This window comes from Sphaerotilus sp., from assembly GCF_034519685.1.
Taxonomy (GTDB): domain Bacteria; phylum Pseudomonadota; class Gammaproteobacteria; order Burkholderiales; family Burkholderiaceae_C; genus Sphaerotilus.
Genome location: NZ_JAXHOF010000007.1, coordinates 1 through 15,433 on the forward strand (window position 1 = coordinate 1; position 15,433 = coordinate 15,433).

13 protein-coding genes and 2 pseudogenes are annotated in these 15,433 nt (G+C 66.5%); 5 read left to right on the forward strand and 10 right to left on the reverse strand.

Annotation, left to right across the window (positions count from 1 at the left end; genetic code table 11):
- Nucleotides 1-166: 166 nt before the first annotated feature.
- Nucleotides 167-283, forward strand: a pseudogene (locus tag U5O44_RS21840) (IS701 family transposase); the annotation flags it as partial.
- Nucleotides 284-406: 123 nt separating this feature from the next.
- On the opposite strand, the gene tnpC reads toward U5O44_RS21840, so the two are convergent.
- Nucleotides 407-1,822 carry an IS66 family transposase gene (gene tnpC / locus U5O44_RS21845; protein ID WP_322586439.1) on the reverse strand — a complete coding sequence of 472 codons (1,416 nt, stop codon included), beginning with the start codon at nucleotides 1,820-1,822 and terminating at the stop codon, nucleotides 407-409.
- 85 nt (nucleotides 1,823-1,907) lie between these two features.
- Between tnpC and U5O44_RS21850 the strand changes: the two are divergent.
- Nucleotides 1,908-2,816: pseudogene (locus U5O44_RS21850) on the forward strand (IS701 family transposase); the annotation flags it as partial.
- A 206-nt stretch (nucleotides 2,817-3,022) separates the two neighbouring features.
- Here U5O44_RS21850 and U5O44_RS21855 read toward each other — a convergent pair.
- The 7 genes from U5O44_RS21855 to def all read right to left on the reverse strand — a co-directional run bounded on the left by U5O44_RS21855 (nucleotide 3,023) and on the right by def (nucleotide 8,707).
- Nucleotides 3,023-4,036, reverse strand: a complete 1,014-nt coding sequence (locus tag U5O44_RS21855) for an IS701 family transposase (protein WP_322586630.1) — start codon at nucleotides 4,034-4,036, stop codon at nucleotides 3,023-3,025.
- Between the two features lie 338 nt (nucleotides 4,037-4,374).
- On the reverse strand, nucleotides 4,375-5,568 hold the full coding sequence (locus U5O44_RS21860; RefSeq protein ID WP_322590557.1) for a phosphoglycerate kinase: 1,194 nt from the start codon (nucleotides 5,566-5,568) through the stop codon (nucleotides 4,375-4,377).
- A 79-nt stretch (nucleotides 5,569-5,647) separates the two neighbouring features.
- Nucleotides 5,648-5,950 carry an AzlD domain-containing protein gene (locus tag U5O44_RS21865; RefSeq protein WP_322590762.1) on the reverse strand — a complete coding sequence of 101 codons (303 nt, stop codon included), beginning with the start codon at nucleotides 5,948-5,950 and terminating at the stop codon, nucleotides 5,648-5,650.
- 23 nt (nucleotides 5,951-5,973) lie between these two features.
- A complete protein-coding gene (locus U5O44_RS21870; RefSeq protein ID WP_416222228.1) occupies nucleotides 5,974-6,750 on the reverse strand; it encodes an AzlC family ABC transporter permease in 777 nt (258 codons plus the stop codon).
- 25 nt (nucleotides 6,751-6,775) lie between these two features.
- Nucleotides 6,776-7,159, reverse strand: coding sequence for a hypothetical protein (locus tag U5O44_RS21875; RefSeq protein ID WP_322590558.1), 384 nt, complete (start codon nucleotides 7,157-7,159; stop codon nucleotides 6,776-6,778).
- Between the two features lie 67 nt (nucleotides 7,160-7,226).
- Nucleotides 7,227-8,180 (reverse strand): methionyl-tRNA formyltransferase, encoded by a 954-nt coding sequence (gene fmt / locus U5O44_RS21880; RefSeq protein ID WP_322590764.1) that lies wholly within the window; start codon nucleotides 8,178-8,180, stop codon nucleotides 7,227-7,229.
- Between the two features lie 11 nt (nucleotides 8,181-8,191).
- Nucleotides 8,192-8,707 (reverse strand): peptide deformylase, encoded by a 516-nt coding sequence (def, locus tag U5O44_RS21885; protein WP_322590559.1) that lies wholly within the window; start codon nucleotides 8,705-8,707, stop codon nucleotides 8,192-8,194.
- A gap of 143 nt (nucleotides 8,708-8,850) precedes the next feature.
- Between def and U5O44_RS21890 the strand changes: the two genes are divergently transcribed.
- From U5O44_RS21890 to U5O44_RS21900, 3 genes are all read left to right on the forward strand, one after another.
- Nucleotides 8,851-10,026 (forward strand): LysM peptidoglycan-binding domain-containing protein, encoded by a 1,176-nt coding sequence (locus U5O44_RS21890; protein WP_322590560.1) that lies wholly within the window; start codon nucleotides 8,851-8,853, stop codon nucleotides 10,024-10,026.
- A 17-nt stretch (nucleotides 10,027-10,043) separates the two neighbouring features.
- Complete coding sequence (dprA, locus tag U5O44_RS21895; protein ID WP_322590765.1) at nucleotides 10,044-11,162, forward strand: DNA-processing protein DprA; 1,119 nt, start codon at nucleotides 10,044-10,046, stop codon at nucleotides 11,160-11,162.
- Between the two features lie 75 nt (nucleotides 11,163-11,237).
- Nucleotides 11,238-11,687: a Smg family protein gene (locus tag U5O44_RS21900; protein ID WP_310462568.1), complete on the forward strand. Its 450-nt coding sequence runs from the start codon at nucleotides 11,238-11,240 to the stop codon at nucleotides 11,685-11,687.
- 14 nt (nucleotides 11,688-11,701) lie between these two features.
- Here the strand turns inward: U5O44_RS21900 and U5O44_RS21905 are convergent, their stop codons facing one another.
- Both U5O44_RS21905 and secF read right to left on the reverse strand, forming a co-directional pair.
- Nucleotides 11,702-14,296: a DUF1631 family protein gene (locus U5O44_RS21905; RefSeq protein ID WP_322590561.1), complete on the reverse strand. Its 2,595-nt coding sequence runs from the start codon at nucleotides 14,294-14,296 to the stop codon at nucleotides 11,702-11,704.
- Nucleotides 14,297-14,376: 80 nt separating this feature from the next.
- Nucleotides 14,377-15,423: a protein translocase subunit SecF gene (gene secF, locus U5O44_RS21910; RefSeq protein WP_322590562.1), complete on the reverse strand. Its 1,047-nt coding sequence runs from the start codon at nucleotides 15,421-15,423 to the stop codon at nucleotides 14,377-14,379.
- Between the last annotated feature and the right edge of the window lie 10 nt (nucleotides 15,424-15,433).

A 15,433-nucleotide genomic window follows, 5' to 3' on the forward strand; every position in this document is an offset into this window, starting at 1 on the left:
ACTTACGCAAAAGAAACTTTCAAACTCAACTGAGTTTTGAGTGCCATATTCTGATCCATGGATTGATCCGGCACCCGATGTGCACTGAAATATCTTGTTTCAACTGGCTGTTCGGATTCATTAAATATGCCTACAATTGGCTTGCCTCAACTCAACAGGAGCCATGATGAAGCCGACAAGACGCGACTACTGTCAGTTTCTGATCTCCACCCAGACCAACTATACCCAAACCTACTTCGCCGACCATCACCCGCATTTCTCGCATGACGCCATCAACCGTTACCGTACGTATTCAGCCCCCCGGTATTGACACCCGCAAAGCCCTGGGCACGCCGCGTCGAGAAGGACGCAGCGCGAGTTCGAAGATGACCTGAAGGACCGCAGGACCGAGCCTGCGGCCACGCACTCAGCCCGAGGGCACCAGCGAGGGCGCCAGACCACCGGTGAAGTGCGCCTGCATCGCCTGACGCAGATACGCCAGCGCATCACGGCCCTGGCGCTTGCAGCTCTCCACCACCGTGTAGCCCCGGGCGATGAACTCCTCGCCCCGGCGTGATCTCGTCAGCCCCGAGATCTTGCGCTTGAGCACGATGGTGCGCAGCGCCTGCTCGGCGGCGTTGTTGGTCGGCGGCACGGCCGCGTCGCTCACGAACGTCCACAGCGCCGGCCAGAGCTTGAGCACGTTGGCGCAGGTCAGTGCGGTGCGCTGGCAGGCGCCGGCGATGCCGCGCTCCAGCGCCCGGCGCACGTGGTGCTGCACCTGCGCCATCTGCGCGGCGACCTGCTGGTCCTTGCGGTGCCAGCGCCGGAACAGCACATAGCCCAGCCCCAGCAGTCGGCGCCCGATCCGTCCGGCCTGCCCCGCACGTTGACTGATGCGCGTGAAGTCCCGCAGCAGGTGCGCCCAGCACACCTGCCGCTGCGCGGCGTCCACCCAGTCGTACACCGCATAGCGGTCCGTGACCAGCTTGGCCTTCGGGCTCTCGCCCAGCATCTCCTTGGCCACGTAGCGCGCCCGCGAAGACCAGAGCTGGTACACCACCAGCTTGGGCTGCGTCACCGTCCACACCCAGTGCCGCCCCGCGCCTTCTCGCGCGTAGCTGGTCTCGTCCACATGCACCACCGGCGCTGCGGCCAGCGTCTTCACCGCCGCCTGCACCGGCTCCTTCAACGCCTGCGCCACCAGCCCGTGCGCCTGCGAGATCGCCCCCACGCTGAACCGCACCCCCAGCACCTGCGCCAGCAGATCCCGGATCTTGGGCTGCGTCAGGTGGTACGCCGTGCCCAGCAGCCCCACCAGGGCCAGCGCCCTCGGCCCGATCTGTCCGCGCGGCACCCCCGCCGGCAACACCGATGCGTGTGTCTTGCGGCAGTGCCCGCACACCCCGTGGTACAGCCGGTACTCCTGCACCTCGGCCTTCACCTGTGCCGGCACGTCGAACACCTGGTGCCGTATCGGCCGCCCCGCCGCCACCGGACCGCCACACTCGCATGCCGCAGGCGGCGGGCAGTCGTGGATCACGTCCACCTCGGACTCCGCCAGCAGCGCCCGGTACGTGCCCTTGTGCCCAGGCTGCGCGCCCCGCACCCGGCCGCTGGTCCGGCGTTGTGCCCGGTTGCCGCTGTCCCCCGGCCCGTCCGACGATGGCGGCTTCGACGAGTTGCGTGAGTTCAGCTTCTTGTCCAGCAGCGCACTGACCTGCTCGCGCAGCTTCGCCAGCTCCTGCCCCATCTGCTCGATCACCGCGTGGCATTGCTCCAGCGTCTCGGGCTTGTTCGGCACTGCGGTGGCCTCACGGCCAGGGGCTTCGGGTTGGTCCATCCCAGCACTCTCCGCCTCGCTCGCTCCGCGCGCTACCCGGACTTCACCGGCTTGACGATGTTGTCAATGCCGGGGGGCTGAATACGTACACCGTTACCTGCAAGACGAAAACATAACGCCTGCCATCGTCTGGGAGCAGGTGGAGAAATCCATCGAACCTGATCCGAACGCTTTCTTGCTGTTCGACGACAGCGTCTCGGACAAGAACCACTCCCATGCGATCGAGCTGGTGCGGCGGCAGTACAGCGGCAATGCCCATGGCCTGATCAAGGGCATCGGTGTGGTCAACTGCTTGTACGTCAACCCCCGCAGCGGTCGCTACTGGATCATCGACTGGCGAGTGTTCGCCCCGCAGGTGGACCACAAGACCAAGCTCCAGCACGTCCAGGAGATGTTCGACGAGGCCATGACGGGCAAGAAGCTGCCATTCCGCGTGGTGCTGATGGACTCCTGGTACGCCACCAAGGAGCTGATGGTGCACATCCATCGTGCGGGCAAGATCTTCTACTGCCCGCTCAAGAGCAATCGCCTGGTCGATGACAGTCAGGCGCAGGCGCCCTATCAGGCCGTCAGTGAGTTGCAGTGGAGCGACCAAGGCGCCGCGCACGGCAAGCTCGTCAAGGTGAACAAGTTTCCAGGCAGCCTCAAGGTCAAGCTGTTTCGGGTGGCGACGGGAAACGGTCGCACGGAATGGGTGGTGACCAATGATCTGGAACAGACTTCGGTGGACGACACGCGAGAGATCTGCGCGATCAGGTGGAAGATCGAGCAGTATCACCGGGAGGTCAAGCAGGTGCTGGGCATGGAGAAATGCCAGTGTCGATCTGCCAGGGCGCAGAGGAATCACATTGCCTGTGTCATCTTGGCGTGGAACCATCTGTCCGCGCTGGCCAGAGACATGAGGACGAATATCTACAGCATCAAGAAGGCGATGATGTCGAATTACATGCGGCAGGAAATAGCTCGACCGTCAGTGCCGATGGCGTACATTTGAGATGGCTACAAAAGTCCAAGCTCTGTGCTAACTGAGTTCAACTTGCGTAAGTCCTATTTCAGTAGCGGCAGTTGATTCGTTCATTTTTATCCAAACGGGCCGATGCGAAGGTAACGTTAAGAGCCACAGAGTACCCTGTGGAATTATTGCTAGGACTTACGCAAGTTGAACTCAGTTAGCACAGAGCTTGGACTTTTGTAGCCATCTCAAATGTACGCCATCGGCACTGACGGTCGAGCTATTTCCTGCCGCATGTAATTCGACATCATCGCCTTCTTGATGCTGTAGATATTCGTCCTCATGTCTCTGGCCAGCGCGGACAGATGGTTCCACGCCAAGATGACACAGGCAATGTGATTCCTCTGCGCCCTGGCAGATCGACACTGGCATTTCTCCATGCCCAGCACCTGCTTGACCTCCCGGTGATACTGCTCGATCTTCCACCTGATCGCGCAGATCTCTCGCGTGTCGTCCACCGAAGTCTGTTCCAGATCATTGGTCACCACCCATTCCGTGCGACCGTTTCCCGTCGCCACCCGAAACAGCTTGACCTTGAGGCTGCCTGGAAACTTGTTCACCTTGACGAGCTTGCCGTGCGCGGCGCCTTGGTCGCTCCACTGCAACTCACTGACGGCCTGATAGGGCGCCTGCGCCTGACTGTCATCGACCAGGCGATTGCTCTTGAGCGGGCAGTAGAAGATCTTGCCCGCACGATGGATGTGCACCATCAGCTCCTTGGTGGCGTACCAGGAGTCCATCAGCACCACGCGGAATGGCAGCTTCTTGCCCGTCATGGCCTCGTCGAACATCTCCTGGACGTGCTGGAGCTTGGTCTTGTGGTCCACCTGCGGGGCGAACACTCGCCAGTCGATGATCCAGTAGCGACCGCTGCGGGGGTTGACGTACAAGCAGTTGACCACACCGATGCCCTTGATCAGGCCATGGGCATTGCCGCTGTACTGCCGCCGCACCAGCTCGATCGCATGGGAGTGGTTCTTGTCCGAGACGCTGTCGTCGAACAGCAAGAAAGCGTTCGGATCAGGTTCGATGGATTTCTCCACCTGCTCCCAGACGATGGCAGGCGTTATGTTTTCGTCTTGCAGGTAACGGTTGATGGCGTCATGCGAGAAATGCGGGTGATGGTCGGCGAAGTAGGTTTGGGTATAGTTGGTCTGGGTGGAGATCAGAAACTGACAGTAGTCGCGTCTTGTCGGCTTCATCATGGCTCCTGTTGAGTTGAGGCAAGCCAATTGTAGGCATATTTAATGAATCCGAACAGCCAGTTGAAACAAGATATTTCAGTGCACATCGGGTGCCGGATCAATCCATGGATCAGAATATGGCACTCAAAACTCAGTTGAGTTTGAAAGTTTCTTTTGCGTAAGTCCTAATTGCGCTGCCGATTCAGTAAATGACAAAAACTTTATACAACAAAGCTCAAAACCGGGCAGTTGTCTGTACTAGGACGCTAACCGTCTACGCGGAGGTAACCGAATCGGCCACATCACTGTGGCCGTACTTTATTACCTAAGATCCTAGTCAGATTCCAAGCAAAAGTTCACCCCGCAGCCCGCTTCGCCAAAATCTCAAACGCCGGCAACGTCTTCCCCTCCAGCACTTCGAGGAACGCCCCGCCGCCGGTCGAGATATAGCCCACGTCCTTCTCGATCCCGTACTTGGCAATCGCCGCCAGCGTGTCGCCACCACCCGCGATCGAGAACGCTGCGCTCTCGGCCACCGCGCGGGCGACCGTTTCCGTGCCGTGCGAGAAGGCTTCGAACTCGAACACGCCGACCGGGCCGTTCCACACGATGGTGCCGGCGGCCTTGAGCTGCGCGGCGAGGATGGCGGCGGTCTGCGGGCCGATGTCGAGGATCAGGTCGTCGTCGGCCACGTCGGTGGCGGCTTTGACGGTGGCTTCGGCCGTCGGCGAGAAGGTCTTGGCGCAGACGACATCCACCGGGATCGGCACCGCCGCGCCACGCGCCTTCATCGCCTCGATCACGGCCGCGGCCTCACCCACCAGGTCCGGCTCGGCCAGCGACTTGCCGATCTTCAGACCGGCCGCCAGCATGAAGGTGTTGGCGATGCCGCCGCCGACGATCAGGCCGTCCACGTTGGCCGACAGCGCCTTCAGGATGGTCAGCTTGGTGCTCACCTTCGAGCCAGCGACGATCGCCACCAGCGGGCGCTTCGGGTTGGCCAGCGCCTTGCTGATCGCGTCGATCTCGGCGGCCAGCAGCGGGCCGGCGCAGGCGACCTTGGCGAACTGGGCGATGCCGTAGGTCGAGGCTTCAGCGCGGTGCGCGGTGCCGAAGGCGTCGTGCACGAACACGTCGCACAGCGCGGCCATCTTCTGCGCCAGCTCTTCCTTGTTCTTCTTCTCGCCCTTGTTCAGGCGGCAGTTTTCCAGCATCACGAGCTGGCCCGGCGCCACGTCCACGCCGTCCACCCAGTTCGCGACGACCGGGATCTCGCGCCCCATCAGCTCGCCCATGCGCGCGGCGACCGGCGCCAGCGAGTCGGCGGGCTTGAACTCGCCCTCGGTCGGGCGGCCCAGGTGGCTGGTGACCATCACGGCGGCGCCAGCCTTCAGCGCCATCTCGATGCAGGGGATCGAGGCGCGGATGCGGGTGTCTTCGGTGATGTGGCCGGCGTCGTCCTGCGGCACGTTCAGGTCGGCGCGGATGAACACGCGCTGGCCAGCGATCTTGCCGGCGGCAATCAGGTCTTGGAGGCGGAGGACATTCATGTGGATAACTCCTTGATGTGAAAGGGGAAAACGGGAAGAACGGTAAATCGACAAGACGACAAGAGAAGAATTCTTCGCGCTACCAGCCCAGGCCGATGCGCAGCGGCAGGAACACGAGCATGCCGGTCACGATGGTGCCGAGGATGCCGCGCTTCCAGAAGTAATACGCCAGCCCGACCGCCGCGCCGATCAGCCGCGCGTCCGCCAGCGTCCCGATCAGCACGCCGCGGGTCAGCAGCACCTCGGGCACCACGATCGCCACCAGCGCGGCCAGCGGCGCGTACTTCAGCGCCCGCTTGGCCCAGGCGGGAATCGGCACCTCCTCGCGCGGCAGCATCAGCAGGCTGCGCGTCAGCACGGTGACCAGCGCCAGGCCGACGATGGTGAGCGCGGCTTCCTAGGTGTTCATGACGCCGACCTCCGCGCCGCCGCCAGCCGCCCACCGCCGCCGCCCGGCCGCTCCATCAGCAGCCCCGCCGCGACGGCCGCCGCCACCGCGACGACGATGTGCAGCTTGTACGGCAAGGCATACGCCGCCACCGCCGCCAGCGCCGCCACCGCCGCGCAGATCCACGTCGCACGGTCCACCAGCAGCGAGCAGGTCAGCCCGATCAGCGCCAGCGTGCCCGCGAAGCCGAGGCCCCACGCGGGCGGGATGACGTCGGCGAGCACGATGCCGACGATCGACGGGATCTGCCAGCCGACCCAGACCACCACGGCGCCGCTGACGAAATATTCGATCTGGCCGGGGCGCGGTTCAGGCTCGGGCCAGGCCTTGATGAACAGGGCGTAGTTGATGTCGGCGGCGAGGTAGCTCAGCGCCACGCGCTGGCCACGCGGCAGGTGGCCGAAGTACCAGCGCCACTGCGCGCTGTAGATGACGAAGCGCAGGTTGACGATGCAGGCGGTCAGCAGCACGACCCAGATCGGCGCGCCGGTGGCGATCAGCGGCAGCGCGGCGAGTTGCGACGAGCCCGCGAACACCGTCAGCGACATCAGCAGCGCCAGCCACGGGTCCAGCCCGCTCTTGACCATCGCCACGCCGGTGACCAGGCCCCAGGCGGCCATGCCGGGGACCATCGGCAGCATGTCGCGCACGCCGCGCTGCCCCTCCGGATGCCGGAAGAGTGCAAGCAGGCGCGGGATCAGCGCTGCAGAGGAATCGGCGCCGGGACTGGACATCCCGGCATTCTCCCATCGCCCGGGGTCAGTGCGCGGGCTTGGCGTGGCCCTTGGCCGGGGTCTCCTTCGGCTCGTCGATGACTTCTTCGTCAACCGGAGGGGGTTTCTTCTTGCCTGCGGGATCAGGCCGGGGGACCACGGGCGCCACACCTTCGAGCTTGTTCTCGCGCATGTACTCGTCCATCTCGCGCCAGCCCGCGTAGACCGCCGCCTTTTCCGCCTTGGGGTTGAGGGTGTAGCAGTCCTCGATGGCGCGCAGGGCGTGGCGGCAGGCGCTGCCGATGGCCTTGGCATCGGCCTCGGTGCGGGCCTGGGTGGCGCTGGCGGATTCGATGCCCAGCTGGTCGCAGCCTGCCAGCAAGCCGGAGGCGATCAGGGCGAAGGCGATGGCAGGGACAGGGTGGCGCATGGCGGAACTCGGGAGTGGTCCCCAGCGCTATCGTCGCCGCGCCGCGCGACTTGAGCGGCGCGCCCTCTCAGCCCAGCTGTTCGCCGAGGCCGACAGCGCAGCCCCGCAGGAATTCGCGCACCGGCTGGCGCCGTCCGCCGGGCCGCTGCAGGCTGGTCAACGCGAGGGCTCCCGCGCCGCAGGCGACGACGATGCCATCGCCCTCCCCGTCCACCGACAGCACAGCGCCCGGCACACCCTGCCCGTCCACGGCATGCGCTTGCCAGACCTTCACTACCTCGCCGCCGCGGCTGAAGCTCGCGCCGGGAAAGGAGTCGAAGGCCCGCACGCGCCGCGCCAGCGCCTCGGCGGGCAGCGTCCAGTCGAGCGCGGCCTCCTTCTTGTCGATCTTGTGGGCGTAGGTGACGCCCTCGGCGGGCTGCGGCGTGGCGGTCAGGCCGCCGCAGGCGGCCAGGGCCAGCGCCTCGACGATTAACCCGCCGCCGAGCGCGGCAAGCCGGTCATGCAGCACGGCGGTGGTGTCGTCCGAACGGATCGGCTCGCGGGCGACCAGCAGCATGTCGCCGGTGTCCAGCCCGGCGTCCATCTGCATGATGGTGATGCCGGTGTCGGCGTCGCCGGCCTCGATGGCGCGGTGGATCGGCGCCGCGCCGCGCCAGCGCGGCAGCAGCGAGCCGTGGATGTTCAGGCAGCCCAGGCGCGGAAGGTCGAGCACCCACTGCGGCAGGATCAGCCCGTAGGCCGCGACCACCAGCACGTCAAGCTGCCCGGCCTGCAACACCTCGCGGGCGGCCGCGGCTTCGTCCGGATAGCGGCCGTCGAGCTTCAGGCTGGTCGGCTGCGCCACCGGCAGGCCGTGCTGCAGCGCGCACTGCTTCACCGCCGAGGGCTGCAGCTTCATGCCACGGCCGGCCGGGCGGTCCGGCTGCGTCAGCACCAGCGGCACGGTGTACCCCGCCGCCAGAACCGCCTGCAGCGCCTCGGCAGCGAACTCGGGCGTCCCGGCAAAGCCGACGCGCAGCGCGGGCTCGCTCATGCCTCGTCCTCGTCTTCGCGGCTGCGCTTGATCATCTTGCTGCGGATGCGGTTGCGCTTCAGGGGCGACAGGTATTCGACGAAGACCTTGCCCATCAGGTGGTCCATCTCGTGCTGCACGCAGGTGGACAGCAGCCCTTCGGCCTCGAAGGTGTAGGGCGCACCGTGGCGGTCGAGGGCTTCCACGGTCACCTTCTCGAATCGTTCGACCTTGTCGTAGATGCTCGGCACCGACAGACAGCCCTCGTCGCTGACGACACGTTCCGCGCTGTGCGCGATGATGACGGGATTGATCAAAACGAGCTGATCGGTCTTGTCTTCCGATGCGTCGATGACAATCAGCCGCTCATGCACATCGACCTGCGTGGCGGCCAGTCCGATGCCGCGGGCCTTGTACATCGTCTCGAACATGTCGTCGACCAGCCGGCGCAGGCGGTCATCGAACGTCGTGACAGGCTTGGCGACCTTGTTCAGGCGGGGATCGGGATAGCGAAGTATGGTCAGCAGGCTCATGGCGCGGGTCGGCACAAGACAGTGCCGCAGCGTGAAAGTTGTGATTCGGGGACAACGTCACCGTCGTTTTAGGGGCAGAATTTATGAGATTGATCGATGAGTTTCGCGCGGGCCCGCCGGGTCAGCGCACGGAGACGCGCTCCATGACCCTGTCCCACGGCCAGCTTGCCCCCGTCCAGCGCGCAGGCGCCGCAGCGGCAAGCCTCCTGACCCTCGCACTGCTCGGTCTGCCCATCCCGGCGGCCCACGCATTCCCCGATTATCCAATCACCGGCGCCCAGCGGGGCACGGCGCAGAAAGTCGCCGAAGCCGGTGTGCCCTTGTCGGAGCTGGCGCCCAACGCGCCCGAAAGCTACACCGTCAAGCGCGGCGACACGCTGTGGGACATCTCGAAGCTGTTCCTGCGCAGCCCGTGGCGCTGGCCGGAGCTGTGGGGCATGAACCTGCAGGAGATCCGCAATCCGCACCTGATCTACCCCGGTCAGGTGCTGAATCTGGTCAAGAGCGGCGGCCGGGCGCGTCTGGTGGTCGGTGGCGGGGGGGGCACGGTGAAGCTCTCGCCGCGGGTGCGGGCCAGTGACGCCGATCTCGGCCCGATCGCCTCGATCCCGCTGCACCTGATCGAGCCGTTCCTGAACGATGCCATCGTGCTCGACAGCGACACGCTGGCCCGTGCGCCGCGCATCGTCGCCGGACGCGAAGGCCGGGTGCTGCTCAGCCGCGGCGACACCGCCTATGTGCGCGGTGAACTGCCAGCCACCCGGGACTGGCGCGTCTTCCGCGAGGCACGCCCGCTGCGCGATCCGGTCAGCGGCGACATCCTGGGCCATGAGGCCGCGTTTGTCGGCAACGCCGAATACGTGCGCCCCGGCACGACGCAGACCGACGCCAAGGGCGCCACGGAAATCGTGCCGGCCACCTTCGTGCTGAGTTCCCTGCGCCAGGAGGCCAGCATCGGCGACCGCATCGTGCAGGCCCCCATCCGCGACAACCGCAACTACGTGCCCCACGCGCCGAGCCAGCCGATCGAGGGGCATGTCGTGTCGATCTATGGCGACGGCCTGTCTGCAGGCCAGCACCAGATCGTGGCGCTCAACCGCGGCGCGCGTGACGGCGTGGAGCGCGGCCATGTGCTGGCGGTGCTGCGGGCCGGCGAGCGGGTGCCGGACAAGGCCGATCCGCTGAAGACCACGCTGAAGCTGCCCGACGAGGCACACGGCCAGCTCTTCGTCTTCCGCGTCTTCGACCGGGTGTCGTACGCGCTGATCCTCAGCGCCGAGACCGCCGTGCGACGCGGCGACCGGTTCACCCCTCCGTGATGGCGGACAGGACCGTGCTGCCCACCGACGAACTCGCCGCCTGGCTGCGCCTGCTGGAAACACCGGGCATCGGCCGCCAGCGTGCCCGGCGCCTGCTGCGGGCCTTTGGCGGACCGCGGGAGATCTTCGAGGCCTCGCCGGCCGCCTGGCGCGAGGTGCTCGATGGCCACAAGGTCTGCGAGGCCCTGGCCCAGGCACCGGAAGGCCACGACGCGCTGGTGGAGCGCACGGTCCAGTGGCTGCAGCAGCCCGACTGCCACCTGCTGGTGCTGGGAGATCCGGCGTATCCGCAGCCCTGGATGGAACTGGCCGATCCCCCGCTGGTGCTGCATGCACGGGGCCGGCTGGCGCTGCTGGGCGTCGATGCGCTGGCCATCGTCGGCAGCCGCCACCCGACGCCGCAAGGGGCGGACAACGCCTTCCAGTTCGCGGCCGCACTCAGCGAGGCCGGGATGGTCGTCGTCTCCGGGCTGGCGCAAGGGATCGACGGCGCCGCGCACGAAGGCGCGCTGAGCGGCCCGTCGGGCACGATCTCCATCGTCGGCACCGGGCTGGACCGGGTCTATCCCCGCCAGCACCACGCCCTCGCCGGGCGCATCGCCACCGAAGGGCTGATGCTGTCCGAGCACGTCCTCGGCACCCCGCCGCTGGCGCCGCACTTCCCGCAGCGCAACCGCCTGATCGCCGGCCTGGGCCGCGGCACGCTGGTGGTCGAGGCGGCGCTGCAGTCCGGCTCGCTCATCACGGCGCGGCTGGCGATGGAATGCGGGCGGGAGGTGTTCGCCATCCCCGGCTCCATCCACAGCCCGCAGGTCAAGGGCTGCCACAAGCTGATCAAGGAAGGCGCCAAGCTGGTCGAGACCACCCAGGACATCCTGGACGAACTGCGCTGGGGCACCACCACGGCCAGCGCGCCCCGCACAGGCACGGCCGCCGACCAGACCCCGCCCGACGACACCACGCCGGAAGACCCGCTGCTGACCGCACTGGGCTGGACCGCCACCACGCTCGACGCCCTGCAGGCCCGCACCGGCCAGCCGACTGCGGAACTCAGCATCCGGCTGCTGGAGCTGGAGCTGTCCAACCAGGTCGTGCGCCTGCCGGGCCAGCTGTTCCAGCGTCAATCGAGCGCGTGATTCCGTGCACACAGGGCGTGGACACAGATCCTGTGCACGCCGGTGCCGCCGGGAACGCTCAGGTATAGTGGTCCGATGTTCGACGTCCTTGTCTATCTCTACGAAAACTACTGGCGCCCAGACGCTTGTCCGGAGCACGCCCAGCTGTCCCGCAAGCTCACCTCGGTGGGCTTCGAGAGTGACGAGATCGAGGACGCACTGAGCTGGCTGGACGGCCTGGCCAACGTCGCCGAATCGCAGGCCAAGGCACAGAGCCCCCTGTCCCTGCGTGTCTATACCCCCGCGGAGCAGGACCACCTGGGCACCGCATCGATCGCCTTCCTGAGCTTTCTGGAGTCGGCGGGCGTGCTGCCGGCGCCCATGCGCGAGATCGCCGTCGACCGGGCGATGGCCACCACCGGGGCGCTGGCGCTCGAAGACCTGAAGATCATCGTGCTGATGGTGTTCTGGAGCATCGGCGAAGAGCCCGATGCACTGATCCTCGACGAGCTGTTCGTCGATGCCGAGGACCGGCTGATACATTGAACTGAGGCGGTCGCTCAGTGCAGCAGGCGCCCCGGATCGGCGTCGAGCTTGGCCAGCGCATCGCGCGTGGCGCGCACGGTCAGCGACTCCTCTTCCACCGGCACCAGCAAGCCGGCCTGCAGGAAAGCCGCCAGACGGTGTTTCTGGAACAGGATGCCGCGCCCCTGTGGCGACACGAACAGGCTGAACTGCTTGCGCGAGCCCTGCCAGGCGAGCTGCACATTGGCCATGGTGTCGCGGTAGTCCAGCCGGAACCAGCTGCCCACGCTCAGGTTGTTCGACCAGGCGACCATCGCCGGCGTGGGCATCGAGCCCCCTTCGGCCACCACTTCCAGATCCTTGGTCTCGTGCCCGGAGAGGTCGCGCACCATCGACTCGTCGATCTCGATGTGGCCGACGTCGGGCAGCATGTCCTCCAGCGTCTCCAGCTGCATCATCAGCTCGTTGAGGCGCTCGGTGGGGATGGTGGCGGTGCGGGCCGAGAACGCGGCCTGCAGGGCATTGCTGATCGACTGCTGGTACTCGTCCTGCCGCGGCAGGGGCACGCCCGCCGACGCCATGCCTTCGCGCAGCTTCTTCAGCAGCGGCGACAGGCGGCGCAAGGCATCCGACCGTTCCTCGCGCGAGACCTTGGCGCTGGCCAGCCAGATCAGCTCGGCGGCCACCTTGTGCATGGCCTTGGTCGGCTCGCTTGCCTGACCGGACTTGACCGCCGTCGTCGCCAGCACATCGGCCCAGACGTGGAACAGGAACTCGCGCACGCCGTCGTGCACCGGCACCTCGTTGAGCATCTTGCGCAGCTCGATCGTGTACTGGATCGCCAGCGTCTCGCGCTGCTCGATCTGCTGGGCAAGCGACACGCCCTTGCTCGCCGCCAGATGCGCCGACTTGAAGTAATCCTCCAGGAAGCGCTCGAACTCGGTCAGCACGGTCTGGAACACACGCCGGCCGGTGTCGGGATAGGCCTCGACCACCTGCACGACCCGCTTGATCTCGCGCTCCATCGGTTCGCTCACACCCGCGCTGCCCACCTCGAAGCCCATCACGCAGGCGCCCATGCGGTCGATCAGCTTGCGCGCAGGATGGTCGATGGTGGCGAAGAAATCCGGCTCGGCAATGGCCACCCGCAGCACCGGCATCTGCAGGCGCGCGAACCAGACCCGCACGGACGCCGGGATGCGCTCCTCGGTGAGCAGGCTCTGGAACATGAGTGCGACCACCTCGATCGTGGCGCGCTCGACCGGCGTGGTCGCCGCCTGCTTGAGGGTGGCCTTGCGGGCCTGCAGCTCCTGCAGCAGTCCCGGCGTGCTGACCACCGCCGACTGCGACAGCACCGGCACCTGGCCGGCAGCATCCGGACCCGGTGCGAAGCGGTGCTGCACGGCGGCCTGCACCTCGTTGATCGCCGCACGCAGGCCGGGTGATGCGGGCGGATGCGGCTGGGCGATGGTCGAGCTGTAGAAATCGGGCACCTGGCGCGACACCAGGCGGTTCAGGCGGCCCAGCACAGCCTCAGCCTGCTCGACACTGCGCAGCAAGCCCGGTGAGCGGGTCATCATGCGGGTCTCTTCCTGCACATCGCCGCGCCCGGTCAGGCCGGGCTCTGCGGCACCGCCACCAGCGCCACCACCACCCCCACCGCCGGAACGCCCCAGGCCCGCCAGGGCAGTCGGAGCGTACTGGTGGGCGTTTTCAGGCGTCATGCCCTGGTAACCCCCCGCCGCCGTCCCGGCACGCACGCCCGACTCCACGCGCGGCTGCACACTCTGCGGCGAAGGGAACCTCTCGCCCCTCGGCACGACCTGTGCGGCATGACTGCCACCCCCTGCGCCGCCCCCACCACCACCCGCCGAACCTCCGGGTGTGGCGCGTGTGCCGGCCGATGCACCACCACTGCCGCCACCACTGCCACCGCCGCCTGCAGCCGGCTGGGCGGGAGCCGGTCCGACATCGCGGCTGCGCCGGATGAACTGGCGCAGATTGACTTCAGGACACACCCCCTGGCCGATCAGCCAGCGGTTGGTCTCGTGGTAAGCCTCATGCACCAGCGCAGCGAATTCCTCGTGCAGCAGCGCCTGCACCAGCTTCCAGTGGTCGACCGACAGGCCCACCGTGCGCCAGCTGTCCACCGCAGCACGCGCCAGGGCATGCGGACGCAGGACGTCATGCGGATCCATTTCGTCGCGCCGGTCGAGCGAACCCATGCGGAAACGCAGATCCGAGAACTCCCAGCTCGCCTTGTCCATCATGGCCAGCGCCATCCGCGACACGAGGATCTCCAGATCGATCGTGGAGTCGTCGACCAGCGCCAGTTCGCCGGCACGGGTCGCGGTCGGACGTGCGCCGTGCGTCGGCGCAGGATGGCCGGCGAGCACGGCGGCCAGGAAGGCGGCGAAGGATTGCTGCCATGCCGCGGATTGCCGTGGCAGATCGACCAGCAGGTCGCGTCGCCGCAGTGTCACGTCCGGCGGACTGACCTGCGTGCACTGCTCGCGCAGGCGGTCGATGACGTTGCGCACCGTGCGGCCCAGGGCACGCGACACCTGGTCGCAGTAGAGGCGGCGGGCCTGCGCAGCAAGAACCGAGGACGGGGCAGCAGCGGAGGCCATGGGTGTGGAGCCGGAGTCCGTGCGAACGGATCAGAAGATGAAAGAACCGTCTACTCTACACCAGCCCTGCATGGCATCCGTCAGACCACGGCACCGGAATTCGGGTCGTTCGGATCCTGGTCCTTGCGCACATTGGGGTTGATCAGATCCTCCCGCTTGACCCCCAGCCACATCGCGATGGCCGCGGCCACGAACACCGACGAATAGATGCCGAACAGGATGCCGATCGTCAGCGCCAGCGCGAAGTAGTGCAGGGTCGGGCCACCGAACAGCAGCATCGACAGCACCATCATCTGCGTCGAGCCGTGCGTGATGATCGTGCGGCTCATCGTGCTGGTGATGGCGTGGTCGATCACCTCGGGCGTGGTCATCTTGCGGAACTTGCGGAAGGCCTCGCGGATCCGGTCGAAGATCACCACCGACTCGTTGACCGAGTAGCCCAGCACCGCCAGCACCGCCGCCAGCACCGCCAGCGAGAACTCCCACTGGAAGAAGGCGAAGAAGCCCAGGATGATGATGACGTCGTGCAGGTTGGCGATGATCGCGGCGACGGCGAACTTCCACTCGAAGCGGATCGCCAAGTAGATCATGATGCCGACGACCACGAAGCCGAGTGCCATCAAGCCGTCCTCGGCCAGTTCCTTGCCGACCTGCGGGCCGACGAACTCGCTGCGGGTCAGCTTGAGCGGCTCGGTCGCGGTGGCGCCGGAGCCGACTTCGCAGGCCTGGCGGCTGACGGTCTCGCCCTTGGACGTCGTCGTCTGCACCGGCTTGAGCAGGCCACCTTCGGCGGCACAGAGCTGTGCATAGACCCGGCCGACCACATCGGACTGCTTGACATCGCCGCGCAGCGGCAGGCGGATCAGCACATCGCGCGACGTGCCGAACTTCTGCACCTGCACTTCGCCGAAGTTCATCGCCTCGACGGTGGTGCGCACCTTGGCGATGTCGGCGCTCTGGGCGTACTCGGTCTCGATGACCGTGCCACCCGTGAACTCGATCGACAGGTGCAGCCCGCGCGTGAACAGGAAGAACACCGCCAGCGCGAAGGTGGCAAAGGAGATGACGTTGAACACCAGCGCATGCCGCATGAACGGGATGTCGCGCCGGAAGCGGAAGAATTCCATGGCGGGCTCC

Coding starts and splice junctions, on each gene's coding strand:
- U5O44_RS21870 (WP_416222228.1), bottom strand. CDS start 6,750: ATGTCCAGTCCCGGCGCCGATTCCTCTGCAGCGCTGATCCCGCGCCTG.
- secF (WP_322590562.1), bottom strand. CDS start 15,423: ATGGAATTCTTCCGCTTCCGGCGCGACATCCCGTTCATGCGGCATGCG.
- def (WP_322590559.1), bottom strand. CDS start 8,707: ATGAGCCTGCTGACCATACTTCGCTATCCCGATCCCCGCCTGAACAAG.
- U5O44_RS21855 (WP_322586630.1), bottom strand. CDS start 4,036: ATGAAGCCGACAAGACGCGACTACTGTCAGTTTCTGATCTCCACCCAG.
- U5O44_RS21900 (WP_310462568.1), top strand. CDS start 11,238: ATGTTCGACGTCCTTGTCTATCTCTACGAAAACTACTGGCGCCCAGAC.
- U5O44_RS21875 (WP_322590558.1), bottom strand. CDS start 7,159: ATGCGCCACCCTGTCCCTGCCATCGCCTTCGCCCTGATCGCCTCCGGC.
- tnpC (WP_322586439.1), bottom strand. CDS start 1,822: ATGGACCAACCCGAAGCCCCTGGCCGTGAGGCCACCGCAGTGCCGAAC.
- U5O44_RS21860 (WP_322590557.1), bottom strand. CDS start 5,568: ATGAATGTCCTCCGCCTCCAAGACCTGATTGCCGCCGGCAAGATCGCT.
- U5O44_RS21890 (WP_322590560.1), top strand. CDS start 8,851: ATGACCCTGTCCCACGGCCAGCTTGCCCCCGTCCAGCGCGCAGGCGCC.
- U5O44_RS21905 (WP_322590561.1), bottom strand. CDS start 14,296: ATGGCCTCCGCTGCTGCCCCGTCCTCGGTTCTTGCTGCGCAGGCCCGC.